The organism is Conexibacter sp. CPCC 205762 (assembly GCF_030646155.1).
In the GTDB taxonomy this organism is placed as follows: Bacteria; Actinomycetota; Thermoleophilia; order Solirubrobacterales; family Solirubrobacteraceae; genus Conexibacter.
Map to the genome: position 1 here is coordinate 17,466 of NZ_JAUTDN010000038.1, position 22,599 is coordinate 40,064.

Sequence of the window (22,599 nt, forward strand, 5' to 3'; positions counted from 1 at the left end):
CGGGACCGCAACAGCAGCGCTGCGATCCGGCTCGCGTATCGTTCGGCGGGCATGCCAGCGAACGCCGAGCGGCAACGGATCGGACGGGCCGCGGCCCTTGCGGCGGCCGTGGTCGCGGCCGCCCTCCTGAGCGCCTGCGGCGGCTCGGCGCTGCAGGTGCGCTCGACGCCGGAGCCGAAGTCGCCGGCCGACAGCACGGTCGTGCTCGACTGCGGCGGCTACAGCCAGGTCGCGCCGGTCCAGCTCGTGCTCGGCTGCCGCCGCCGCGGCTTCACGCTGGAGCGGCTGAAGTGGCGCGACTGGGGCCACGAGCGCGCGATCGCCGTCGGCCGCCTCGTCCCCGGCGGAGAGAGCCGCGGCGAGCGCGTCAGAGTCGAGGCGTCGGGGCGGATCCTGCGCCACGACGCGACGCTCGCCTACCGCCGCGTGACGGTGACGCTGGAGAGAGGCCGCGGCGAGCTGCGCTACGAGATGTACGACGGCTACCTGCAGGAGGCGGGCGACTCGTGAGCGCGCCGAGACCGCACGTGCTGTTCGTCGAGGACGACTCGACGATCCGCGAGACGACCGCGCTGCTGCTGGAGACGCTCGGCTTCGACGTGACCGTCAGCGCCGACGGGCAGGCCGGGCTCAACGCCTTCCGCGCCGGCCGCTTCGACGTCGCGCTGGTCGACGTGATGCTGCCGCGGATCGACGGGATCTCGCTCGTGCGGCTGATTCGCGAGAACAGCCAGGTCGCGGTCGTGCTGCTGTCGGCGCGCAGCGAGCCGCTCGACGTCGTCGCGGGGCTGGAGGCCGGCGCCGACGACTACGTCGCCAAGCCGTTCGACGGGCCGGTGCTGGCGGCGCGGCTGCGGGCGGTCCTGCGCCGCACCGAGCGGGCCGCGCAGGAGGACGGCGACGGCCGCGTGCTCGTCGTCAGAGACCTCGCGCTCGACCCCGAGGGGATGACCGCGCGCGTCGCCGGCGAGCCGGTCTCGCTGACGACGACGGAGGCGCGGCTGCTGACCGAGCTGGCCCGCAACGTCGGGATCGTGCTGAGCCGCGCGGTGCTGCTGGAGCGCGTCTGGGAGTACGACTGGGACGGCGACACGCGTCTCGTCGACGTCCACATCCAGCGGCTGCGGGCGAAGATCGGGCGTGACCGGATCGAGACCGTCCGCGGCGCCGGCTACAAGCTGCTGCCGTGACGCGACCGTGGCATTCGCTGCGCGCGCGGCTGGCGGTCGCGATCGCGCTGATCGCCGCGGCGCTGTCGGCCAGCCTCGGCCTCGCCGTCTACGACCGCACCGCCGGCGAGCGGCTCACGCGCGCGCGTGACGCGCAGGCCGACCGCGCGGTGCTGGCGGCGTCGCTGCTGCGCAGCACCGGGCAGACGCTCGTCGGCGCCGAGATCGACGCGCCGGGCGCGCCGATCGAGCTGCGCAAGGTCGTCCGCGACGGCCGCGTCGCGACCTACCGCGCGAGAGATCCGCGCCCGCTCGTGTGGGGCGGCGCGCCGCTCAGAGGCGACGGCGTCGGCGCCGGCGTCTACGTGCGCGAGTCGTTCGCGCAGGACGAGCGCGCGCTGGCGCAGCTGCGCGACACGCTGATCGTCGTCGGCGTCAGCGGCACGCTCGTCGCGGCGCTGCTCGGCGTGATCCTCGCCAGCAGCCTGTCGCGGCGGCTGCGGCGCGCGGCCGACGTCGCCGACCGCGTCGCCGCGGGCGACCTGAGCGCGCGCGTCGGCGCCAGCGGCGGCGACGAGGTCGCCCGCCTCGGCCATGCGGTCGACGCGATGTCGGAGGCGCTGGCGGAGCGGCTGCAGCGCGAGCAGCGCTTCGCCGCCGACGCCGCGCACGAGCTGCGCACGCCGCTGACGGCGCTGACGAGCGCCGCCGAGCTGCTCGACGACAGCCGCCCGGCGCAGATCGTGCGCGAGCGCGTCGCCGCGCTGCGGCTGCTCGTCGCCGACCTGCTGGAGCTGGCGCAGCTCGACGGCGCCGCCGCGACCGGGCCGCCGACGCTGGAGGCGGTCGTGCTGGCCGACTGGCTGCCGGCGCTCGTCGCCGAGCGCGCGCCCGGCGCGACCGTCGAGCTGGAGCGGCCCGCGACCGTGCTGACCGACCGCCGGCGGCTGGAGCGGATCGTCGGCAACCTGCTCGACAACGCCCAGCGCCACGGCGCCGCGCCGCTGCTCGCGCGCGTCGAGGAGGACACGATCGAGATCCGCGACCACGGCCCCGGCTACGGCGCCGAGTTCCTCGCCGCCGGCCCGCAGCGCTTCTGGACCGCCGGCCGCGACCGCGGCGCCGGCAGCGGCCTCGGGCTCGTGATCGCCGGCGGCCACGCCGCCGCGATCGGCGCCGAGCTGACCTTCACCGACGCCCCCGACGGCGGCGCCGTCGCCCGCCTCACCGGCCTCGCCGCCCACGGCGTCGCCGCGCCGGCCTGAGGAGCGGGTCAGCGCCAAGATCCCCCAGCCGGTCCCACACACGCGGCTGGAGCGGGAAGAGTCGCGATGTGGAGAGATGGTCGACCTCCCTCCAGGCTGGTGAGACGGAGCTGCTCGCCGGCTTCCCGGCGCCGGTCTACGTCGTCGACGGGGAATGGCGCCTGCTGGTGATCAGCGAGGAGGGCGCCGCGCTGGTCGGGCGCGTGCCGGCCGAGCTGGTGGGTCGCACGATGTGGGAGAACTACCCCGATCTGCGCGGGACGATCGTGGAGCGGGAGCTGACGCGGGCGCTGGAGCAGCGCGTGCCCGTCCGCTTCGAGCACCGCTACGAGCCGCTGGACCTGTGGTTCAGCGTGAAGGCGACGCCGCACCAGGACGGTCTGCTGATCGCCTACGACGACATCTCCGACCAGAAGCGCGCCGAGCGCCGCGCGACCGAGCTGGCGGCCGAGCAGGCGGCGCTGGCGCGGATCGCCGACGCGATCGCGCGCGCGGTGCCGCCGCGGCGGCTGTTCGCGATCGTCGCCGAGGAGGCGGCGCGGCTGACCGACATCGAGGCATGCGCCGTCGTCCAGTTCAGCGGGCCCGGCAGCGTGAAGATCGTCGGCATCTCCAGCCGCCACCCGAACCCGCTGCTGCCCAGCGGCGAGGAGGTGCCCGACCGCGGGCTGTTCGACCGTCTGCGCCGCAGCGGCGAGCTGGTCCACATCCGCGACGACGACGAGCGGCTCGGGCCGCTGATGCGCGAGTACGGCCGGCTTGCCTGGCTGCAGATGCCGGTCTTCGTCGCGGGCGGCCTGTGGGGCGCGCTGGTGCTGTCTACCAACATCCGCCGTGACGTCTTCGACGACCACGCGATCGCCCGTCAGCGCGACTTCGCGGAGCTGCTGAGCGTCGCGATCGGCAACGCCGACGCGCACGACAAGCTCGCGCGGATGGCGGCCAACGATCCCGTCACCGGCCTCGCCAACCACCGCGTCTTCCACGCCCGCCTGCGCGAGGCCGCGGCGGAGGCGACGCGTCGCGGCAGACCGCTGACCGTCGCCGTCTTCGACCTCGACCGCTTTCGCGATGTCAACGACCTGCACGGCCACCTCGCCGGCGACGCGATCCTCAGCGAGGTCGCCGCGCGCCTCTCCGAGCACGCCGCGCCCGACCAGCTGCTGGCGCGGATAGGCGGCGACGAGTTCGCGCTCGTGATGCCCGGCTGGGCGCCGGCGGCGGCACGGCCGATCGTCGAGCGCGCCTGCGCCGCGATCGCCGCGCGCCCGTTCGGCGAGCGTCGCAGCGAGCTGACGATCTCGGCCGGCATCGCCGACCTCGAGGCCGCCGGCCACGGCGAGCTGCTGTTCGCCTGCGCCGACGGCGCGCTCTACTGGGCCAAGCTCAACGGCCGCGACCTCGTCTGCACGTTCGAGCCCTCGATCGTCAACGAGCTGTCGCCGACCGACCGCGCCGAGACGCTGCTGCGGCGCAAGACGCTCGCGGGCATCACCGCGCTGGCGCGTGCGATCGACGCGAAGGACCCGACGACGCGCCAGCACTCCGAGCGGGTCGCGCAGCTGGTCGACCAGCTCGCGCGCGTCTGCGGCTGGGCGGAGCGGCGGATCCGGCTGCTGCGCGAGGCCGCGCTCGTCCACGACGTCGGCAAGATCGGCATCCCCGACGCGATCCTGCTGCAGACCGGCCGCCTCACCGCCGACCAGTTCGAGGCGATCAAGCGCCACGCGCCGCTCGGCGCCGACATCGTCGACGGGGTGCTGCTGCCGGAGCAGGTCGAGTGGGTCCGTCACCACCACGAGCGGCCCGACGGCGGCGGCTACCCGGACGGGCTCGGCGGCGCGCAGATCAGCTCCGGCTGCGCGCTGCTGAGCATCGCCGACACGCTCGACGTGATGACGGTCAGCCGCCCCTACAGCCGGCCGCTGCCGCTCGACGAGGCGGTCTCGGAGTGCGAGCGGCTGGTCGGCACGCAGTTCACGCCGGAGGCGGCGACAGCACTGCGCACGCTGCACCGGATGGGCGCGCTGGAGGACTGGGACGTGCCGCCGCCGGGCGGCGACGGCCGTCGCTGAGCGGAGGCGCTAGCGGCGCTTCTTGCGCTTGCGCCGCTGGCCGGCGCTCTCGCCGGCGGCGACCGCGTTCTCGTCGTCTTCGACGACGACGGCGTCGATCTCACCGCGTTCGCCGCGCGCCTCTTCGGCGGCGCGCACGCGCTGCTCGCGCAGCTCGGCGCTGCTCGGCCACGGGATCGCCTCGCCGCTCTGCCACGCCGGCGGCTCTCTCGCGCCGCCGACGCTCCAGAGCGTCAGCGCGAGCATCAGCAGCCAGTAGGCCTGCACGATCGGGATGTCCAGCAGCGGGAAGGTGAAGAGGACGGCGCTGATGCCGCCGAGGATCCCGAGGAAGCGGGACAGCAGGCCGGCTCTCATCGCCGAGACGGCGACGAAGCCCATCGTGATCGTGAAGGCGAACTGGGCGATCAGCACCGGGTAGATGCCGATGCCGAGTCTGCTGACGGCGCGCGCCTCCTCGAACGTCAGCGAGCTGTCGACCGCCCAGGTGTGCTGGCGGCCGGTCGAGACGAAGACGAGGACCGTCGAGGCGACGATCACGACCGCGCCGACGATCAGCAGCAGCGGGCGGATCAGCGGCGGGATCGAGTTGCGGTTCGCGGCCGCGCGCGCGAGGAAGTCGAGCACGTAGACGACCGCGGCGAGACCGGCCATCGACAGCAGCGTGCCGGCGATCAGCGAGGTGCGGTGCTCGTTGAACAGCATCAGCACGCTGAGGCCGTTGTCGGGCCGGCTGCCGCCGAGCGCGATCCGCGGGATGATCCAGCCGCCGAGCGTCAGCAGTGCGGCGATGCCGGCGGCGACGGCCACGCGCGGGCGTTCGCGGCGCTCCGCCTCGAGAAAGTCGTTCGTGGCCATACCGGCCACATGCTAACCGGGTGCTGCCCCCGGCGACGCGCGGTCGGCGCGGGGGTAGACTCGCGCGATGGGGAACGGCGCGATCGCCGTCTACGGCGCGACAGGCTTCACGGGGACGCTGGTGGCGCACGAGCTGCGCCGCCGCGAGATCGACTGCGTGCTGGCCGGTCGCGACGCGGCCAAGCTGGCGCGCCTGGCCGAGCGGCTCGGCGGCGGCGTGAGCACCCACGCGGTCGAGCTGGAGGACCGCGACGGGCTGCGCCACCTGCTCGGCGACCGGGCCGTCGTGATCGACTGCGCCGGGCCGTTCATGCGCTGGGGCGAGCCGGTCGCACGCGCCGCCGTCGAGACCGGCACCCACTACGTCGACACGACCGGCGAGCAGAGCTACGTCGAGCTGCTGCATCGCCGCTTCGGCGACGCCGCGCGCGCGGCCGAGGTCGCGGTGATCCCCGCGGCCGGCTTCGACTACCTGCCCGGCGACATGATCGCGACGCTCGCCGCCGAGGCCGCGATCGCCGACGCGACCACGGCCGCCGCCGACGCGACCGCGCCGGCTCCGCTGCGCGAGCTGACGATCGCCTACGCGACCAGCGGCGTGCGGCCGACCCGCGGCACGACCCGCACCGTGCTGGAGCAGGCGCGCGACGGCGGCCTCGTCTACCGCGACGGCGACTGGCGGCCGGCGCCGCTGCGCGTCAGACGGGCCCGCTTCGACTTCCCCGCGCCGCTCGGCTCGCAGCCGGTCACGCGCTATCCGTCGGGCGAGGTCGCGATCGTGCCGCGCCACATCCCGACCGAGCGGCTGAACACGCTGATGACGGTCGAGACGCTCGCCGGCGACCGTCGCCTCGCGCCGCTGGTGCCGCTGCTGATGCCGGCCTTCGCACTCGCGCTGCGGACGCCGCTGGCGGGCCTGCTGCACGCGGGCGTCGATCGCCTGCGCGAGGGGCCGAGCGAGGCGCAGCGGGCGGCCGAGTCGTTCACCGTCGCGGCGGTCGCGGAGGCGGCCGACGGGCGTCGGCGGGCCGGCGTCGTGCGCGGCGGCGACGTCTACGGCACGACGGCGGCGACGATCGTCGAGGCCGCGGTCCGCATGGCCGCGCCGGAGTTCTCCGCCCGCGGCGTGCTCGCCCCCGGCGAGGCCTTCGACCCGGCGAGCTTCCTCGACGCCGTCGGGCTGAGCTGGGAGCTGGAGCCCGCCTGATCCCGCCCGGCGCGCGCGCCGTCCCCGCGCGTGACGCCGGGCTCGCGCGACGCCCCGCGGGTGACGCCCGCCCCGCGCGCGATGCCCCGCCTAGAGCAGCGCGCGCACCGCGGCGGCGGCGTCGCCGTCGTCGGCGCGGCGGGCGGCCGGCAGCAGCGCGGCGAGCGCGTCGGCGGCCTCGACCAGATGCGGCGGCGTCGCGCTGTCGGTCACGACCGCGACCGGCACCGTCACGGCGCGCAGCTCGCGCCGTGTCACCGGCCAGCTGGCGAGCCCGCCGAAGTCTGCGAAGAAGGCGCGGTGCGCGGCTCTGACCGCTGCGCTTGCCCCAGGCCGTGCCGCCTCGACCGCCTGCGCCGGCCCGCCCTCACGCAGCGCGACCTCGAGCATCGCGCGCTGCTCCGACAGGACGCTCGTCGCGGTCTCGGAGAACTGGTGCAGCGGCGGCTCGACCAGCACCGCCGCGCGCAGCAGCCCCGGCAGCCGCACGAGCAGGTCGAGCACGACCAGCGCGCCGAAGCCCGCGCCGACCGCGACCGCCCCGCCCGCCGCCGCGTCGTCGCCGCCCGCCGCCCCGCCGCCGACGCCCGCCGCCGCCAGCACCGCGCGCGCGTCCTCAGCCTGCTCCTGCACGGTCGTGCGCTCGTACGGCTCGGGCGCGCCGCTGGCGCCGTAGCCGCGCCGGTCGTACGCGAGCGTGCGGGCGCTGCCGCCGAGCGCGGCGACCAGCTCGGCCCAGGCGCTCGAATCGGCGGCGAGGTCGTGCACGAGCAGCAGCGGCGTGCCCGCGCCGCGCGCGTCGAGCGCGAGCGCGACACCGGCTCCTTCGACGAACTCGGTCATGCGCCGGCAGCCTACGCCTCCGGGCCGGCGCACGCGGGGGAGTAGGATCAAAGGCATGGAAGGCTTCGGTGGACTCTTCGGCGATCCGGACGAGCTGCAGCGCAAGATGGCTGAGTTCGCGGATCAGATGCAGGGCGCTCAGAGACTGGCTTGGGCGGACAACGCGATCAAGCTCGCGGTCGACCTGACGGTGGCGGCGGTGAACCGCGTCAACATCCAGGGCTCGACGGAGGAGCAGGCGCAGCAGATCCGCAGCGTGATGGCGGTCGTCTTCCCGGAGGCGGTCACGCTCGTGCGCGAGGCGCGCATGGGCCTGCAGTAGCGCTCAGCAGCAACCCTACTCTCACGTAAGGGTAGAGTTGGATCCGTGCCCCGGATCCAACTGCCCCCTGCCGCCGTTCTCCGCGTCGAGCTGATCGCCGGCCTCGTCGTCGCGCTCGCGCTGATCCCGGAGGCGATCTCGTTCTCGCTGATCGCGGGGGTCGATCCGCGCGTCGGCCTCTACGCCTCCTTCACGATGGCCGTCGCGATCGCCTTCACCGGCGGCCGCCCGGCGATGATCTCGGCCGCGACCGGCGCGATGGCGCTGGTCGTCGTCTCGCTCGTCGACGAGCATGGGCTGCAGTACCTGCTGGCGGCGACGCTGCTGGCCGGCGCGATCCAGGTCGCGCTCGGAGCGCTCGGCGTCGCGCAGCTGATGCGGTTCGTGCCGCGCTCGGTGATGACCGGCTTCGTCAACGCGCTCGCGATCCTGATCTTCCTCGCGCAGCTGCCGTACCTGCGCGACGTGCCGTGGCAGGTCTATCCGCTCGTCGCGGCCGGGCTGCTGATCGTCTTCGGCGTGCCGCGGCTGACGCGCGCGGTGCCCTCGCCGCTGATCGCGATCGCGGCGCTGACGCTGTTCACCGTCGCGCTCGGCGTCGGCGTCCCGACGGTCGGCGACGAGGGGGAGCTGCCGAGCAGCCTGCCGCTCCTCGGCATCCCCGACGTGCCGCTGAACCTGCACACGCTGACGGTGATCGCGCCGTACTCGGTCACGCTCGCGATCGTCGGCCTGCTGGAGTCGCTGATGACCGCGCAGCTCGTCGACGACATCACCGAGACGCCGTCGGACAAGGGCAGAGAGGCGCGCGGGCAGGGGATCGCCAACCTCGTCACCGGCCTCTTCGGCGGCATGGCCGGCTGCGCGATGATCGGCCAGACGATGATCAACGTGCGCGCCTCCGGCGCCCGCACGCGCATCTCGACCTTCTGCGCCGGCCTCTTCCTGCTGATCCTGGTCGTGGCGCTCGGCTCGGTCGTCGCGGTGATCCCGATGGCGGCGCTGGTGGCGGTGATGATCCTCGTCTCGGTCTCGACCTTCGACTGGCACTCGATCGCGCCCGCGACGCTGCGGCGGATGCCGCGCGGCGAGACGGTCGTGATGCTCGCGACGGTCGCGGTCACGGTCGCGACCCACAACCTCGCGCTCGGCGTCGCGACCGGCGTCGTCACCGCGACGCTGCTGTTCGCCAGACGCGTCGCCCACCTGGTCGAGGTCACGAGCGTGCTCGACCCCGATGGCGGGACGCGCGTCTACAGCGTCAGCGGCGAGCTGTTCTTCGCCGCCGACCGCGAGCTGGTCGGAGCGTTCGACTTCGCCGGCGACCCGCCGCGCGTGATCGTCGACCTGTCGCGCGCGCATGTGTGGGACGCTTCAGCGGTGGCCGCCCTGGACGCGATCGAGACCCGCTACGCCGCCCACGGCACAACGGTCGAGGTGCACGGCCTCAACGCGCGCAGCACGCGCCTGCGCGAGCAGCTCACGTCCGCCGCCGACGCGCCCGCGCCCGACGCGCCCGCCCCCGACGCCCCCGCTGCCGCGGGCGCGCACTGAGGCGGATGCCGGAGGGCTTCCTGCAGATCGGCGAGGTCGCCGAGCGGGCCGAGCTGTCGCTGCGCACGGTCCGCTACTACGAGGAGCAGGGGCTGCTGACGCCGGCCCGCCGCTCCGACGGCGGCTTCCGCCTCTACACCGACGAGCAGGTCCAGCGCCTGCTGGTGATCAAGCAGATGAAGCCGCTCGACTTCAGCGTCGAGCAGATGCGCGAGCTGCTGACCGCCAGAGACGCCCTCGCCGACCCCGCCACCCCCGCCGCCGCCCGCAGCGAGGCCCGCGCCACGATCGCCGCCTTCGCGGCCGACGTCGCCACCCGCGTCACCAAGCTCCGCACCCGCCTCGCCAACGCCGAATCCTTCGCCGCCACCCTCCGCGCCGAGAGCGGCGAAGGCTAAGCGTCGCCGCGCAGGGCACCCAGCAGCTCCTCCGCGAGGTAGACCTTCCCCCATCTGCGGCCTGACATCTCGGTCAGGATCCCGTAGCCGACGAGGTCGTCGATCGCGGCGCGAGCGGTCGGGTTGCTGACTCCGAGCCACTGCTGCGCCTCTCGCACCGTCACGTACGGGTTGGCGGAGAGGCCGTCGAGCAGTTCGTACGTCGCCTGTCGCGCTCTGTCGAGGATCAGCTGCTGGCGGTAGTCGTCGAGCAGCGAGACGATTCGCTTCGCGTCTGCGACCGCTTCGGTCGCCTGCACCCGCACGCCTTCGAGGAAGTAGCGCATCCACCCGTTCCAGTCGCCGTGCGTGCTGACCCGCATCAGCAGGCGGTAGTAGTCGGTCCGCGTGCGCTCGAACCATGCCGACAGGTAGAGCAGCGGCTGTGACAGCAGACCGCGCTCGCTGAGGAAGAGCGTGATCAGCAGGCGGCCGACACGACCGTTGCCGTCGAGGAACGGGTGGATCGCTTCGAACTGGTAATGCGCCAGTGCGATCTGCACCAGCGGCGGGAGCGATTCGTCGTGCAGGAACAGCTCCAGGCGCTCCAGCGCGGCCTTCATCTCGAGCGGCGGCGGAGGCACGTAGCTCGCGCTCGCGAGCGTCGCGCCCGGCGGGCCGATGAAGTTCTGGCTGCTACGGAAGCCACCCGCGTGCTCACCACCCCGCACTCCGTCCATCAGACGCTCGTGCAGTTCGCGGATCAGACGCAGGCTCAGCGGCAGCTCGTCGATGCGATGCAACCCGTGTTCCAGCGCGGCGACGTAGTTCCGCACCTCGCGGACATCGGCATCGTCCTCGAACAGCTGCGTCTGGCCTGCCTCGGCGGCGTAGACGTCGGAGAGCGTGCTCTGCGTGCCTTCGATTCGCGAGCTGAGCACCGCTTCGCGACGCAGGTAGGGCTGGATCAGCAGGTGCGGGTTCGGCAGCAGCCGCCCGGTCCCGCTCAATTCGCCGAGCGCGCTCGACGCGCGGTCGAGCGACAACACCGTCTCCGTGTCGAAGACCAGCGTCGGCGGCAGCGGCGCGGGCAGGAAGGCGTCCTCGCCGCTCGTCGTGCGGACCAGTTCGCCAGGTGCGTCGGCGGTGAAGTCGGCCGCGTCCATCACTTCATGAAATCACGAGAACATGGGAGCTTTCAAACCAAACGCGGAAATTCTTTGAAAGCTCCTGCAGCTTTGCAGCCACCCCTTGAAAGCCCGATAGGAACCGCTCGCGATGGGCATCTTCATGAGTGACAGGCGCTCGGCGCCGCCTGCGACGACGGAGCGCCCACCTACGTCCCGATCCTGGAGGAGGGACCGATGGAAGCGATTCGCCATCCCGCCGCGCCGGCCCCGCGCAGCGGCACCGCCGATCCGACCGCGACGCGCGAAGCGAGCGCGCCGGTCGCGCAGAGCTGGACCGTCGCCGATCCGGCCCCGCTGGGGCTCGCCGCGTTCGCGCTGACGACCTTCGTGCTGAGCATGTTCAACGCCGGCCTCGTCGACAGAGCGGGGGAGCCGGTGGCGTATGCGCTCGCGTTCGGCTACGGCGGCCTCGCGCAGCTGCTCGCGGGCATGTGGGAGTTCCGCAACGGCAACACGTTCGGCGCCGTCGCGTTCACCTCCTACGGCGCCTTCTGGCTGTCGTTCTTCGCCTACGTGCAGTTCTTCGCCAGAGACGTCCCGGCTGCCGACGCCGGTCATGCGGTCGGGCTGTTCCTGATCGCCTGGGGGATCTTCACCGCGTACATGTTCGTCGCCTCGCTGCGCACCACCGCGACCGTCGCGGCCGTCTTCCTGGCGCTGACGATCACCTTCCTGCTGCTCGGGATCGGTCAGGCGGGCGCGCACACGTCGCTCGTCAAGGCCGGTGGCTGGGCGGGCCTGATCACCGCCGTGCTGGCCTGGTACGCGTCGTTCGCGGTCGTCGCCAACACGACCTTCGGCCGCACGCTGCTGCCGGTCGGCCCGTTGAGAGGGGAGTGAGGTACAACTGTCGCGGGCACGCAGGACCTCGAGAGGAGCGAGATGGCTGACACCACCGCAGGAGAAGGCACATCGCTCGAGCAGAAGCTCGACGCGATGCTGGAGATCGAGCGGTTCGACCCGGCAGAGCAGTTCAAGCAGCACGCTCTGCTGAGCGATCCGGCGATCTACGAGGAGGCCGCGCGCGACCCGCAGGGCTGGTGGGCCAGACAGGCTGAGAACCTGCACTGGGCCGAGCCCTGGCAGACCGTTCTCAACGACTCCAACCCGCCGTTCTACAAGTGGTTCGAGGGCGGCAGGCTGAACGCCTCCTACAACTGCGTCGACCGGCACGTCGAGGCCGGCAACGGCGGCCGCGTCGCGTACCACTGGCGCGGCGAGGAGGGCGAGGAGCGCGACGTCACCTACGCCGACCTCCACCGTGACGTGCAGCGCTTCGCGAACGCGCTCAAGGACCTCGGCGTCCAGCAGGGCGACGTCGTCGGCATCTACCTGCCGATGATCCCCGAGGTCGTCGTCGCGATGCTCGCCTGCGCGCGCATCGGCGCGCCGCACAACGTCGTCTTCGGCGGCTTCAGCGCCGAGTCGGTCAAGGAGCGGATGGAGTTCTCCGCGGCGAAGGTGCTGATCACCGTCGACGGTGCTCGCCGCAAGGGCAAGACGGCGCCGATCAAGGCGACCGTCGATGAGTCGATGGGCGACCTCGCCAGCCTCGAGAAGGTCGTCGTCGTCAGGCACACCGGCATCGACGGCGTGCCGATGCAGGACGGCAGAGACGTCTGGTACGACGAGATCTGCGCCGCCGCCGCGCCCGACTGCCCGGCCGAGCCGCTCGACGCCGAGCACCCGCTGTTCATCCTCTACACGTCGGGCTCGACCGCCTCGCCGAAGGGGATCCTGCACACGACCGGCGGCTACCTGACCGGCGCCTCGACGACGCACAGATACGTCTTCGACCTGAAGCCGGAGACGGACGTCTACTGGTGCGCCGCCGACGTCGGCTGGATCACCGGCCACTCCTACATCGTCTACGGCCCGCTCGCCAACGGCGCGACGTCGGTGATGTGGGAGGGCGCGCCCGACTACCCGCACAGAGGCATCTGGTGGGAGGTCGCGGAGCGCTACAGAGCGACGATCCTCTACGCCGCCCCGACCGCGATCCGCACCTTCATCAAGTGGGGTCACGACATCCCCGAGAGATACGACCTCAGCTCGCTGCGGCTGCTGGGCTCGGTCGGGGAGCCGATCAACCCGAAGGCGTGGCTCTGGTACCACGAGGTGATCGGCGGCGGGCGCTGCCCGATCGTCGACACCTGGTGGCAGACGGAGACCGGCGCGATCATGATCACGCCGCTGCCGGGGATCACCTCGACCAAGCCGGGCTCGGCGACGACGCCGTTCCCGGGGATCGCGGCCGACGTCGTCAGCGAGAGCGACGGCACGCCGGTCGAGTCCGGTCAGGGGCTGCTGGTGCTGACGCAGCCGTGGCCGTCGATGCTGCGCACCCTCTACAAGGAGGACGAGCGCTTCGTCGAGACGTACTTCTCCCGCTTCGGCAAGGAGACGTACCTCGTCGGCGACGCCGCGCGCAAGGACAGAGACGGCTACCTGTGGATCATCGGCCGCATCGACGACGTCGTCAACGTCTCCGGCCACCGCCTCTCGACGGCCGAGGTCGAGTCGGCGATCGTCGCGCACGAGAAGGTCGCCGAGGCGGCCGTGATCGGCCAGTCCGACGAGGACACCGGCCAGGCGATCGCCGCCTTCGTGACGCTGCAGGGCGACATCGAGGGCAGCGACGAGCTGACCGCCGAGATCGCCGCCGTCGTCGCCGAGCGGATCGGCAAGTTCGCCCGCCCGAAGCGGATCATCTGGGCCGACGACCTGCCGAAGACCCGCTCCGGCAAGATCATGCGCCGCCTGCTGCGCGACATCGCCGAGGGCCGCGCCCTCGGCGACGTCACGACGCTGCGCGACCCCAGCGTGATGGCCGCGCTCGAGTCGCAGATCCACGACGCGCAGAAGCAGGAGGGCTAGAACGACGACGGGCGCGCGGCCTCTCGGTCCGCACGCCCGTCGCACGTCAGCTGGGGCGCTGCCGGCGCGGGGGCGCCGGCAGCGTGTGATGCGTCGCGTTAGTTGATGCCTCTGTTGACGTAGGCCGAGACGTCGTCGATCTCCTGCTGGGAGAGCGAGTCTCTGAAGCCCGGCATGCCGCCGCCGCCCTCTTCGACCTGTCTCTTGGTCGGGTCGAACAGCTTCGCGTCGGCGATCGCCGTCAGGTCGGGGCCGCCGTTGCCGCCTCTGCCGTCGGCGCCGTGGCAGACGGCGCAGTTGTCGGCGAAGACGGTTCTGCCGGCGTCGGCGTTGCCGCCCGACGTGTTGGCGCTGTCGCCACCCGTGTCGCCGCCGGTGTCGTCTCTTCTGGCGGCCGCGTCACCACTTCTGTTGCCGGTGTCTCTCTCGTCCTCGCCGGCGTGCGTGATCGCCTCGCCGGGGACCTGGATGCCGTCCAGCTCGTTCATCTCGCCGTCGAGCGAGAAGACCCACAGGTTGGCACCGTGCGGCGCGCCGGCGAGGGCGTTGCCGCCGGCGACGATGGCGACCTTCTGTCTGCCGTCGACCTCGAAGACGGAGGCGGCGGCGTTGGCGCCGGCGCCGGTCTGGAAGGACCACAGCTGTCTGCCGGTGCGCGCGTCGAGCGCGACCAGGTGGCCGTCGTTCTTGCCGACGAAGACGAGGTTGCCGGAGGTCGTCGCCGAGCCGCTGTAGCAGGACTCGGGTCTGCCTCTCTCGTTCTTCATCTTGTACGACCAGACCGGGACGTTCGTGTTCGCGTCGAGCGCGGTCAGGTAGCCCGGGGTGTTGAAGCCGAGCGTGCCGAGGCCGCCGCCGAGGCTGACGACGCCGGGCGTGAATCTGCCGTTCTGCGGGGCCTGCGCGGACCAGCCGATGCTCTCCTGCCCGCACACGTAGAGCATGTTCGTGTCCGGGCTGTAGGACATCGGCGCCCACGTCGTGCCGCCCGAGGGCGCGCCGATCGTGATCGCCGCGCCGAACTCGGTGCCCGACGGCGTGTAGACGAGCGATGCGGGGTCGCCGTCGATCGGCCGGTTGATTCTGATCGTTCTCGCGTTCGGGATCGCCGGCGAGGTGCGGATCTGCTGCTCGAGCGCCTTGTACTGCTCGTCGGTCACTCTGTCGGGCATCAACATCGGCGTGGAGGGGATCCACTGCGTCGGCGCGGACTTGTTCTCGGGCGCCTGCGGGACCGGCGTCTCTCTGCCGGGGTAGATCGGTCTGCCGTCACGACGGTCGACCGCGTAGACCCACGGCATCTTCGGCGCGATCGCCGCGGCCGGGACCTTCTCGCCGTTGATCTCCGCGTCGTACAGCACGACCGGGCTGGAGACCGTGTTGTCCCACAGATCGTGGTGCACGAGCTGGAAGTGCCACTTGTATCTGCCCGTCGTCGCGTCGACCGCGACGATCGAGTTCGAGTACAGGTTGTCGCCGGCGCGCTCGGAGCCGTTGACGTCCGGGCCCGAGGTGCTGGTGCCGAAGATCAGGAGGTTGCGCTCCTTGTCGATCGCGGGCGCGTTCCAGAGGCCGGAGCCGCCGATTCTGGCGGAGTCGCCTTCCCAGGTCGGGTCGGCGATCGGGTCGTTGCCGTCACCGGTCAGCCAGAACTTCCACTTGATCTCGCCGGTCTCGGCGTCGAGGGCCGTCAGGCGGCCTCTGGCGAGGAACTCGGAACCGGAGTTGCCGATGTAGACGAGGCCTCTGTAGAAGAGCGGGGCCGCGATCGAGGTGGCGTTGTTCTTGTGCCAGTCGAAGACCTTCGACTCCCACTTGACCTTGCCGTTGCGGATGTCGATCGCCTGCACCTTGCCGTCGATCCGGGAGGAGTAGAGCGTGTCCGTGCCGTTGTAGCCCAGACCGCGCGACTCCCAGCCGCAGCAGACGGTGGTGATCTCGGGATCGAGGTTTCCGGGCAGCTTCCAGATGACGTCTCTGGTTCGAGTGTCGATCGCGAAGACGTCGTTCTCGCCCGTCGAGATGTAGAGGTTGCCGTTGACCGCGAGGATGTTCTCCTCGTGCGAGTACTTGGCGGCGGTGCCCGAGTCGAGGTCGAGCATGAAGTCGCCCTTGAGGTCGGCGACGTTCGACGTGTCGATCTGTCTCAGCGGCGAGTGGAACGTGTGACCGTAGTCACCGCCGGTGACGGGCCAGTTCGTGCCGGCCGGCTTGAACGGGTCGATCTCGCCCGCGGCCGGGACCGGATTGCTGTTGCTGGAGTCGACGCTCGACGTCGTCTTGCCGTCGTTCTTGTCGTCTCCGCCGCAGCCCGCCAGCAGCGCCAGCAGCGCCACGGCCAGCAGCGTCAGCAGGCTCGCGCCGAGGCGGCGCCTCGCCTTCCCGCTCGCGGGACTGCCGTTGCTCGATCTCTTCATCTCGTGCCCTCCCTGGACCCTTCGGACCTCTGTTCGTGCGCCCGCGACATAGGCGCTTGATGCGAAGGTACCTTAAATTTTGATACCACTGTTTACTGTCGATTGACGGCGCTGACATGGCGTCCGATCTGCCGAGCACGTAGGCTCGCTCTGCCGGGGCATGGCGCCCCGGCATGAGCCAAGGAGGGGAGATGGCCTACAGCTCCTACGAGCAAGCGTGCGCCGAGCACGGCTGGCGCGTGCCCGCGCGCTACAACATCGCGGCCGACGTCTGCGACAAGCATCCGCCGGACAAGCTCGCGATGATCCACGAGGACTTCCGCGGCGACGTGCGCGAGGTGCTGTGGGGGGAGCTGCAGGAGCTGTCCAACCGCTTCGCGAGCGTGCTCACGACCGCTGGCGTCGGGCGGGGCGACCGCGTCGCGATGCTGCTGCCGGCGACGCCGGAGACGGCCGCGGCCTTCCTCGGCACGTGGAAGTGCGGCGCGATCCTGCTGTCGATGTCGGTCCTCTACGGCGACGAAGGGATCCGCCACCGGCTCGCCGACTCGCGCGCGAAGGTGCTCGTCACCGACGCCGAGAACGCCGACCGGATCGACCGCAGCCTCGTCGAGCAGGTGCTGATCCTCGACCGCGACCTGCTCGCGACCGGGGCGCAGCAGTTCGCCGCCGTCGACACCGCCGCCGACGACCCTGCGCAGCTCTACTACACATCCGGCACGACCGGGCTGGCGAAGGGGATCGTCCACGCCCACCGCTACCTGCTCGCGCACGAGGAGTTCGTCTACTGCCACGAGGTGGAGGACGGCGAGCGCTTCCACGGCATGGGCGAGTGGGCGTGGGCGGCGGGGATCGCGCCGCTGCTGGGGCCGTGGCGCTACGGCGCGGTCCAGTGCGTCTACCAGCGCGAGGGCGGCTTCGACCCGGCCAAGCAGCTCGCCTTCCTCTCCCGCCACGAGGTCACCAACGTCTTCACGACGCCGACCGCGATGCGCTCGATGATGGCGATCGAGGACGCCGGCAGCAGGTATCCGCAGCGCTTCCGCCGCGTCTGCAGCGCGGGTGAGCCGCTGAACCCGGAGGCGATCCGCTGGTTCCGCGAGCAGTACGGCGTCACCGTGCTCGACTACTACGGCCTCAGCGAGTCGTATCCGCTCGTCGCCAACTACCCGTTCATGGAGGTGCGCGAGGGCTCGATGGGCAAGCCGGCGCCCGGCTGGGACGTGCAGATCCTCGACGAGGACGAGCGGCCGGTCGCGCAGGGCGAGCGCGGCGAGATCTGTCTGCGCGCCCGCTCCAACCCGCACTATCCGCTCGGCTACTGGGAGCAGCCGGAGGCGAGCGAGGAGACCTTCGGCGGCGCGTGGTTCCACACCAAGGACGCGGCTTCGCAGGACGAAGACGGCTACTACTGGTACGAGGGCCGCGCCGACGACGTGATCATCGCCGCCGGCTACCGGATCGGCCCGTTCGAGGTCGAGTCGGTCTGCCTCGAGCACGCTGCGGTCGCCGAGGCCGCGGTCGTCGCCTCGCCCGACGAGCGCCGCGGCATGGTCGTGAAGGCGTTCGTCGTGCTCGCCGCCGGCAGCGAGCCCTCCGACGAGCTGGCCGGCGAGATCAAGGCGTTCGTGCGCGACCGCCTGTCCGCCTACGCCTACCCGCGCAAGGTCGAGTTCGTCGACTCGCTGCCGAAGACGCTGACGGGCAAGATCCGCCGGATCGAGCTGCGCCAGCTGGAGGCGGAGCGGGCGCGCTCAGCCTGAGCCGCGGCGGCCGATCCGCCACGCCAGCTCGCCGACGGCGAGGCCGAGGGCGATGCCGAGCGCGCTCCAGCCGGCCCGCTGGAGCGCGATCGAGGCGCCCTGGTAGTCGACCGCGCTGACGGTCAGCAGGGCGGTCGGCGTCAGCAGCACGACGAGCCAGAAGTAGTTGCGCGCGTAGAGCGCGAACAGTGCGCAGGCGGAGATCCCCTGCGCGGCGACGATCAGCCACTGGCCGCCGACCGCGATCGTCACCAGCGCGATCGCGAGCGTGCCGACGAGCGTGCCGGCTGCGCGCTGGATCGCGCGCACGCGGCTGGAGCGCTCGTCGGGCTGCAGCACCGCCAGCGTCGTCAGCGGGATCCAGTAGCCGTGCTCCAGATCGAGCAGCTTGTAGACGAGCACCTCCAGCGCGACGATCAGCGCCAGCCGCAGCGCGTGGCCGCGCAGCCACGCCTGCGGCCCGAGCATCGCGGCGCGCATGCGCGCAGCGCCGGCGGCGGCCTGCTCGCGCCACGGGGGCGCAGGCGCGGGCGCGGCGGCGTCGGCGTCGAGCAGCGCGGCCTCGACCGCGTCCTCGTCGTCGCCGGAGCCGGCCAGCGCCAGCGTCATCAGCGCGACGCCGGCCGCCGCGCCGGCGAGGAACCAGAACGTCCGCTGGCCGACGTCGAGGCCCGACATCGGGACGCCGCCGGTGATCGTGAAGATCGCGCCGGTGACGAAGCCGGTGAGGCCGCCGTCGGGCCCGAGCGCGCGCAGCGAGGTCGCGGCCGCGACGAGCAGGAAGGCGACCAGCGCGGACGCGACCGCGCTGCTCTCGACGGCGCTCGCGAGCGTGATCGCGAGCGTGCACAGCAGCGACGCCCCGATCCCCCAGCCGAGCCGCTTGCGGACCCTCCCGCGCGGCACCCCGAGCGCGGCGTTGAGGCCGCCGAAGCAGGCGATCACGCCGATCGCCGGCTCGTCGAGCGCGATCCCGAGCGCCAGCGGCGCGCAGGCCGCGAGGCCGCCGGCGAGCCCGGCGCGCAGGTCGGTCCCGCGCCGCTCGACGGCGAAGGCGTCGGCCCAGACGGTGCTGGCAGCGTGCTCGCTCACGGCGCGGCAGGCTAGCGGGCGCGGCGGCGGGCGGCGTCGCGCCCGCGCACGGGCGCGCAGACGCGGGCGCGTCTAGGAGGCGGCGGGGATGACGGCGGGGGCGCCGGCGTCGGCCAGCACCTGCGGGATGACGATCGAGCCGTCCTCCTGCTGGCCGTTCTCCAGCAGCGCGATGATCGTGCGCCCGACCGCGACCGCGGTGCCGTTGAGCGTGTGCAGCGTGACCGGCTTCTTGCTGTCCTTCGGCCGGTAGCGGATGTCGAGCCGGCGGGCCTGGAAGTCGGTCGTGTTCGACGTCGAGGTCAGCTCGCGGAAGCGCTCCTGCCCCGGCAGCCAGCCCTCGGTGTCGTACTTCTTCGCGGCCGAGGCGCCGAGGTCGTCGACGGCGATGTTGACGACGCGGTAGGGGATCTGCAGGTCCTGCAGGATCGACTCCTCCAGCGCCAGCAGCCGCTCGTGCTCGGCGAGCGACTCGTCCGGCGTCACGAACGAGAACATCTCGACCTTGTCGAACTGGTGCACGCGGAAGATCCCGCGCGTGTCTCTGCCGGCCGAGCCGGCCTCGCGGCGGAAGCAGGGGGAGAAGCCGGCGTAGCGCAGCGGCAGCTCCTCCTCGGCGAGGATCTCGCCCGCGTGCAGCGAGGCGAGCGCGACCTCGGAGGTGCCGGCGAGGTAGAGGTCGTCGGCCGGCAGGTGGTAGATCTGCTGCTCGGTGTCCGGCAGGAAGCCGGTCCCGTAGAGCGCCTGCTCGCGCACGAGCACCGGCGGGATCACCGGCTCGAAGCCGCCCTCGGCGGCGAGCTTGCCGAGCACCCAGCGCACGAGCGCCAGCTCCAGCAGCACGAGGTCGCCTCTGAGGTAGGCGAAGCGGGAGCCCGACAGGCGCGCGCCGCGCTCCATGTCGATCCGGTCGCCCGCGAGCGCGAGGTGGTCCTTGCCGGTCTTGGTCGCGTCGCCGACCTCGCGCACGACCGTGTCCTGCGGCGCGGCGTCGTCCATCGGGACGTTCGGCAGCGTCAGCAGCAGCGCGTCCAGCTCGGCCTTGACGGCGGTCTGCTCGTCCGAGCGGGAACGGCCGCGGGCAGCCAGCTCGCTCATCTCGGTGTGCTGCTCGGGCGTCGGCGCGCCGCGCAGCGAGCGGCTCAGTCTGTTCTGCTCCGCCTGGATCTGCTCCAGCTCGGTCGTCAGCGCGCGCCAGCGCTCGTCGAGCGCGAGCAGCCTGTCGATCGCGTCGGCGGCGACGTCACCTCGGCGCGCGAGCCCGGCGCGGACCGCGTCGGGCTCTCTGCGGATCAGTCTGAGGTCGAGCACGGGGCCGCGACGGGAGAGACGCTAGTTGCCGCCGGTGTTGTCGCCGGGGTCGTCCTGCGTGACGTCGTCGCCGCCGGTGGTGCCGGTGTCGCTTCTGAGCGACGTGCAGGAGTAGCCGTTGGAGGCGTCGCCCGTGCCTTCGGGGCGGTCGCCGGCCTCAGAGCCCGCGTACTTGGCGACGAACTGCGCGACCAGCTTCGCGTCCTCGCCGACGATGATGTTGCCCGGCATGATCGCGCCGGAGAAGCCGCCGTTCTGGATCGCGTACAGGACGCGCTCCGTGCACTCGTGGCGGACGTTGAAGTTCGGGCCGTCGGTGCGCTCGCGCGTTCTGATGTTCGCGGCGGAGCCGTGGGTGCCGGCCTGCTTGAAGGTGTGGCAGCCGGCGCAACGCTCCTTGAAGAGCTGCGCGGGGCGATACTCAGACGTATCGCTCTTGGAGACCTCGATCTTCTGCTCGCCACAGGCGGCGAACGTGACGGAGGCCGCCAGCGCGGCGGCTGCGAGAGTGATCGACTTCGGAAGGCGCGTCATGCGGTCGGGGACTATACGGAAGAATCCCGCCGCGATGCCCCTCCACACCCCCTCGGCTCGCGAGAGCCGCCCGCGCGCAGGGCTTTCGGGCGCGCTCGCGCGGGCGTTCGCGAGCCTGCTGGCAGTCCTCCTGCTCGTCGTCGCCGGCGGCTGCGGCGCGCCCGCCCCCGTCGACGTCGCCGAGTCGCAGCCGATCGCGATCGCGATGTCCGAGTTCCGCCTGACGCCGCAGACGATCAGGCTCAACGGCGCCGGCCGTCGCAGCTTCGAGATCCGCAACGACGGCACGATGGTCCACCGCTTCGAGCTGCGCAACGCCGACAACACGCGGCGGATCGCGCTCGGCGCGCCGCTGAGGCCGGGGCAGTCGCAGACGCTGACGGTCAGGCTCGCCCGCGGCAGCTACCTGATGCGCTGCGCCCAGGAGCGCCACAACACGCTCGGCGAGCACGGCGAGCTGGTCGTCGGCTGAGGCAGCGGGAAGAGAGGGTCCCGGCACCGACCCTCTTGGTTGCCGCCGTTGAGGACGATCGCTTGAAGAAGATCGTCTCGGCCGGCGCCGGGACTGCTGGTGGGCTTCGCCGTCCGGCGGCGGACTCCTTCCGGGATCCGGGAGATCTCGCGCGTGCCACATCCGCGTCACCTCGACCGTGACGGCGCGCACACGACTTAGGTTGCCCTAAGTTATCTTCGACGTTCGCCGAAGCGTGTTTGCGCGCAAACTCTTTATTAGGCAGCCCTAATTAAGGACTTGGCGCTCAGAGCGCGCCGGCCTCGCTCGCGGCCCGCAGCGCGAGCAGCACGATCACGAAGCAGGAGATCGTCATCACGCCGATCTCGCGCCGCACGATCGACAGCACGACGACCCGCTGCTCCTCCCGCGGCAGCTCGCCGACCTCCTGCGAGGAGCCGAAGCCGCGCGCCTCCAGGATCGTCTCCGCCGAGCCGATCCGCAGCTGCTCCGCGATGAAGGAAATCGCCAGCGGCAGTACGCCGTAGAGGATGTGGAGGTCGCCGTCGGGGGAGTGGCCGAGCACCAGCAGCAGCGCCCCCAGCAGCACCTGCACGACGATCGACACCTGCGCCGCGCGCAGCAGCCGCCAGAAGACGAGGCTCGGCTGCACTCTCAGCCAGGCCCATCCACCGACGATTCCGGCGGCGAGGTTGAGGACGAGCAGGAGCACGCCGACGATCAGATGAACAGTGGGCATCTTGCGCCTTTCAGCACATGCAATTCGACACTTTAAGCACTAAGTAACACGTTGTTACAAGCTGTGCGGAACTGGTGATATAACCACGGCCTGAGATGTTGACTACATACGGCCCCGCCATCGTTTTCGTCGTACTGGGTGCTGTGATCGGCGCCGTCTTCGTGTCGGCCGGAACGCTGCTCGGTCCCAAGCGCGCGGGGTCGACTAGAGAGGCGCAGATCACTCCCTACGAGTGCGGCCTGCCCTCCGAGGTGAGAGGCAACTTCCGCTTCGGGATCAGCTTCTACCTGATCGCGATGCTGTTCATCCTCTTCGACATCGAGGTCATTTTCCTGTACCCGATCGCGGTGCAGCTGAAGGCCTTCGGCACCTTTGCGCTGGTGGAGACGATCGTCTTCATCGTGCTGCTCATGGTCGCCTTCGTGTATGTCTGGCGCCGAGGAGCGCTCGAATGGAAATAACGCGTGCAAAGCTCGGCCAGCCGTCCGTCGAAGGCGGCGGCGAAGAGTTCCGCATCCAGCAGCAGCGCGCCCG

At 71.9% G+C, this 22,599-nt stretch carries 21 protein-coding genes; 13 read left to right on the forward strand and 8 right to left on the reverse strand.

Annotated features, from left to right (window positions below; translation table 11 throughout):
• Positions 1-51 precede the first annotated feature (51 nt).
• From Q7L73_RS22690 to Q7L73_RS22705, 4 genes are all read left to right on the forward strand, one after another.
• Entirely contained in the window at positions 52-510 is a 459-nt protein-coding gene (locus Q7L73_RS22690) for a hypothetical protein (RefSeq protein WP_304692136.1), read from the forward strand.
• On the forward strand, positions 507-1,190 hold the full coding sequence (locus Q7L73_RS22695) for a response regulator transcription factor (protein ID WP_304692138.1): 684 nt from the start codon (positions 507-509) through the stop codon (positions 1,188-1,190). The genes Q7L73_RS22690 and Q7L73_RS22695 overlap by 4 nt, the downstream gene beginning before the upstream one ends.
• A complete protein-coding gene (locus Q7L73_RS22700) occupies positions 1,187-2,434 on the forward strand; it encodes a HAMP domain-containing sensor histidine kinase (protein ID WP_304692140.1) in 1,248 nt (415 codons plus the stop codon). Before Q7L73_RS22695 ends, Q7L73_RS22700 begins: the two co-directional genes overlap by 4 nt.
• Positions 2,435-2,502: 68 nt before the next feature.
• Positions 2,503-4,509 carry a diguanylate cyclase domain-containing protein gene (locus Q7L73_RS22705; protein WP_304692142.1) on the forward strand — a complete coding sequence of 669 codons (2,007 nt, stop codon included), beginning with the start codon at positions 2,503-2,505 and terminating at the stop codon, positions 4,507-4,509.
• Between the two features lie 9 nt (positions 4,510-4,518).
• On the opposite strand, the gene Q7L73_RS22710 is transcribed toward Q7L73_RS22705, so the two are convergent.
• Entirely contained in the window at positions 4,519-5,367 is an 849-nt protein-coding gene (locus tag Q7L73_RS22710; protein WP_304692144.1) for a hypothetical protein, read from the reverse strand.
• Positions 5,368-5,434: 67 nt separating this feature from the next.
• On the opposite strand from Q7L73_RS22710, the gene Q7L73_RS22715 reads away from it, so the two are divergent.
• Positions 5,435-6,574, forward strand: coding sequence for a trans-acting enoyl reductase family protein (locus Q7L73_RS22715; protein ID WP_304692146.1), 1,140 nt, complete (start codon positions 5,435-5,437; stop codon positions 6,572-6,574).
• Between the two features lie 90 nt (positions 6,575-6,664).
• Here the strand turns inward: Q7L73_RS22715 and Q7L73_RS22720 are convergent, their stop codons facing one another.
• On the reverse strand, positions 6,665-7,417 hold the full coding sequence (locus tag Q7L73_RS22720; RefSeq protein WP_304692148.1) for an alpha/beta fold hydrolase: 753 nt from the start codon (positions 7,415-7,417) through the stop codon (positions 6,665-6,667).
• Between the two features lie 55 nt (positions 7,418-7,472).
• Here Q7L73_RS22720 and Q7L73_RS22725 point away from each other — a divergent pair, with 55 nt between their 5' ends.
• From Q7L73_RS22725 to Q7L73_RS22735, 3 genes are read left to right on the forward strand one after another with little or no spacing between them, the layout of a single operon-like run.
• The gene (locus tag Q7L73_RS22725) at positions 7,473-7,739 is read left to right on the forward strand and encodes a hypothetical protein (RefSeq protein ID WP_304692150.1); all 267 of its coding nucleotides are present in this window, start codon (positions 7,473-7,475) and stop codon (positions 7,737-7,739) included.
• Positions 7,740-7,784: 45 nt separating this feature from the next.
• On the forward strand, positions 7,785-9,293 hold the full coding sequence (locus tag Q7L73_RS22730) for a SulP family inorganic anion transporter (protein ID WP_304692152.1): 1,509 nt from the start codon (positions 7,785-7,787) through the stop codon (positions 9,291-9,293).
• Between the two features lie 5 nt (positions 9,294-9,298).
• On the forward strand, positions 9,299-9,691 hold the full coding sequence (locus tag Q7L73_RS22735; RefSeq protein ID WP_304692154.1) for a MerR family transcriptional regulator: 393 nt from the start codon (positions 9,299-9,301) through the stop codon (positions 9,689-9,691).
• On the opposite strand, the gene Q7L73_RS22740 is transcribed toward Q7L73_RS22735, so the two are convergent.
• Positions 9,688-10,836, reverse strand: coding sequence for a Fic family protein (locus Q7L73_RS22740; RefSeq protein ID WP_304692156.1), 1,149 nt, complete (start codon positions 10,834-10,836; stop codon positions 9,688-9,690). The genes Q7L73_RS22735 and Q7L73_RS22740 overlap by 4 nt on opposite strands.
• A gap of 198 nt (positions 10,837-11,034) precedes the next feature.
• Between Q7L73_RS22740 and Q7L73_RS22745 the strand changes: the two genes are divergently transcribed.
• Together Q7L73_RS22745 and acs are read left to right on the forward strand one after the other, a co-directional pair.
• Complete coding sequence (locus tag Q7L73_RS22745; RefSeq protein WP_304692157.1) at positions 11,035-11,700, forward strand: acetate uptake transporter; 666 nt, start codon at positions 11,035-11,037, stop codon at positions 11,698-11,700.
• 42 nt (positions 11,701-11,742) lie between these two features.
• Positions 11,743-13,737, forward strand: a complete 1,995-nt coding sequence (gene acs / locus Q7L73_RS22750; protein ID WP_304692159.1) for an acetate--CoA ligase — start codon at positions 11,743-11,745, stop codon at positions 13,735-13,737.
• 98 nt (positions 13,738-13,835) lie between these two features.
• Here acs and Q7L73_RS22755 read toward each other — a convergent pair whose 3' ends face one another.
• Complete coding sequence (locus tag Q7L73_RS22755; protein WP_304692161.1) at positions 13,836-16,154, reverse strand: PQQ-binding-like beta-propeller repeat protein; 2,319 nt, start codon at positions 16,152-16,154, stop codon at positions 13,836-13,838.
• Positions 16,155-16,345: 191 nt separating this feature from the next.
• Between Q7L73_RS22755 and Q7L73_RS22760 the strand changes: the two genes are divergently transcribed.
• Positions 16,346-17,917 carry an acyl-CoA synthetase gene (locus Q7L73_RS22760; protein WP_304692162.1) on the forward strand — a complete coding sequence of 524 codons (1,572 nt, stop codon included), beginning with the start codon at positions 16,346-16,348 and terminating at the stop codon, positions 17,915-17,917.
• Here Q7L73_RS22760 and Q7L73_RS22765 read toward each other — a convergent pair.
• From Q7L73_RS22765 to Q7L73_RS22775, 3 genes are all read right to left on the reverse strand, one after another.
• Positions 17,909-19,009 carry an FUSC family protein gene (locus tag Q7L73_RS22765; RefSeq protein ID WP_304692165.1) on the reverse strand — a complete coding sequence of 367 codons (1,101 nt, stop codon included), beginning with the start codon at positions 19,007-19,009 and terminating at the stop codon, positions 17,909-17,911. The genes Q7L73_RS22760 and Q7L73_RS22765 overlap by 9 nt on opposite strands.
• 72 nt (positions 19,010-19,081) lie before the next feature.
• A complete protein-coding gene (gene serS, locus Q7L73_RS22770; RefSeq protein WP_304692166.1) occupies positions 19,082-20,320 on the reverse strand; it encodes a serine--tRNA ligase in 1,239 nt (412 codons plus the stop codon).
• A gap of 21 nt (positions 20,321-20,341) precedes the next feature.
• A complete protein-coding gene (locus tag Q7L73_RS22775; protein ID WP_304692169.1) occupies positions 20,342-20,854 on the reverse strand; it encodes a cytochrome c in 513 nt (170 codons plus the stop codon).
• A 34-nt stretch (positions 20,855-20,888) separates the two neighbouring features.
• On the opposite strand from Q7L73_RS22775, the gene Q7L73_RS22780 reads away from it, so the two are divergent.
• Positions 20,889-21,326, forward strand: coding sequence for a cupredoxin domain-containing protein (locus Q7L73_RS22780; RefSeq protein ID WP_304692171.1), 438 nt, complete (start codon positions 20,889-20,891; stop codon positions 21,324-21,326).
• A 286-nt stretch (positions 21,327-21,612) separates the two neighbouring features.
• On the opposite strand, the gene Q7L73_RS22785 is transcribed toward Q7L73_RS22780, so the two are convergent.
• Positions 21,613-22,065, reverse strand: coding sequence for a hypothetical protein (locus tag Q7L73_RS22785; RefSeq protein WP_304692173.1), 453 nt, complete (start codon positions 22,063-22,065; stop codon positions 21,613-21,615).
• Between the two features lie 95 nt (positions 22,066-22,160).
• Here Q7L73_RS22785 and Q7L73_RS22790 point away from each other — a divergent pair, with 95 nt between their 5' ends.
• The gene (locus Q7L73_RS22790) at positions 22,161-22,526 is read left to right on the forward strand and encodes an NADH-quinone oxidoreductase subunit A (RefSeq protein WP_304692175.1); all 366 of its coding nucleotides are present in this window, start codon (positions 22,161-22,163) and stop codon (positions 22,524-22,526) included.
• The last annotated feature ends 73 nt before the right edge of the window (positions 22,527-22,599 follow it).

Excerpts from the sequence above, each read along its gene's own strand:
- Q7L73_RS22775 (WP_304692169.1), bottom strand. The coding sequence starts at position 20,854 with ATGACGCGCCTTCCGAAGTCGATCACTCTCGCAGCCGCCGCGCTGGCG.
- Q7L73_RS22780 (WP_304692171.1), top strand. The coding sequence starts at position 20,889 with ATGCCCCTCCACACCCCCTCGGCTCGCGAGAGCCGCCCGCGCGCAGGG.
- Q7L73_RS22755 (WP_304692161.1), bottom strand. The coding sequence starts at position 16,154 with ATGAAGAGATCGAGCAACGGCAGTCCCGCGAGCGGGAAGGCGAGGCGC.
- Q7L73_RS22785 (WP_304692173.1), bottom strand. The coding sequence starts at position 22,065 with ATGCCCACTGTTCATCTGATCGTCGGCGTGCTCCTGCTCGTCCTCAAC.
- Q7L73_RS22745 (WP_304692157.1), top strand. The coding sequence starts at position 11,035 with ATGGAAGCGATTCGCCATCCCGCCGCGCCGGCCCCGCGCAGCGGCACC.
- Q7L73_RS22760 (WP_304692162.1), top strand. The coding sequence starts at position 16,346 with ATGGCCTACAGCTCCTACGAGCAAGCGTGCGCCGAGCACGGCTGGCGC.
- Q7L73_RS22715 (WP_304692146.1), top strand. The coding sequence starts at position 5,435 with ATGGGGAACGGCGCGATCGCCGTCTACGGCGCGACAGGCTTCACGGGG.
- Q7L73_RS22735 (WP_304692154.1), top strand. The coding sequence starts at position 9,299 with ATGCCGGAGGGCTTCCTGCAGATCGGCGAGGTCGCCGAGCGGGCCGAG.
- Q7L73_RS22720 (WP_304692148.1), bottom strand. The coding sequence starts at position 7,417 with ATGACCGAGTTCGTCGAAGGAGCCGGTGTCGCGCTCGCGCTCGACGCG.
- Q7L73_RS22740 (WP_304692156.1), bottom strand. The coding sequence starts at position 10,836 with ATGGACGCGGCCGACTTCACCGCCGACGCACCTGGCGAACTGGTCCGC.
- Q7L73_RS22710 (WP_304692144.1), bottom strand. The coding sequence starts at position 5,367 with ATGGCCACGAACGACTTTCTCGAGGCGGAGCGCCGCGAACGCCCGCGC.
- acs (WP_304692159.1), top strand. The coding sequence starts at position 11,743 with ATGGCTGACACCACCGCAGGAGAAGGCACATCGCTCGAGCAGAAGCTC.
- Q7L73_RS22790 (WP_304692175.1), top strand. The coding sequence starts at position 22,161 with ATGTTGACTACATACGGCCCCGCCATCGTTTTCGTCGTACTGGGTGCT.
- Q7L73_RS22725 (WP_304692150.1), top strand. The coding sequence starts at position 7,473 with ATGGAAGGCTTCGGTGGACTCTTCGGCGATCCGGACGAGCTGCAGCGC.
- Q7L73_RS22690 (WP_304692136.1), top strand. The coding sequence starts at position 52 with ATGCCAGCGAACGCCGAGCGGCAACGGATCGGACGGGCCGCGGCCCTT.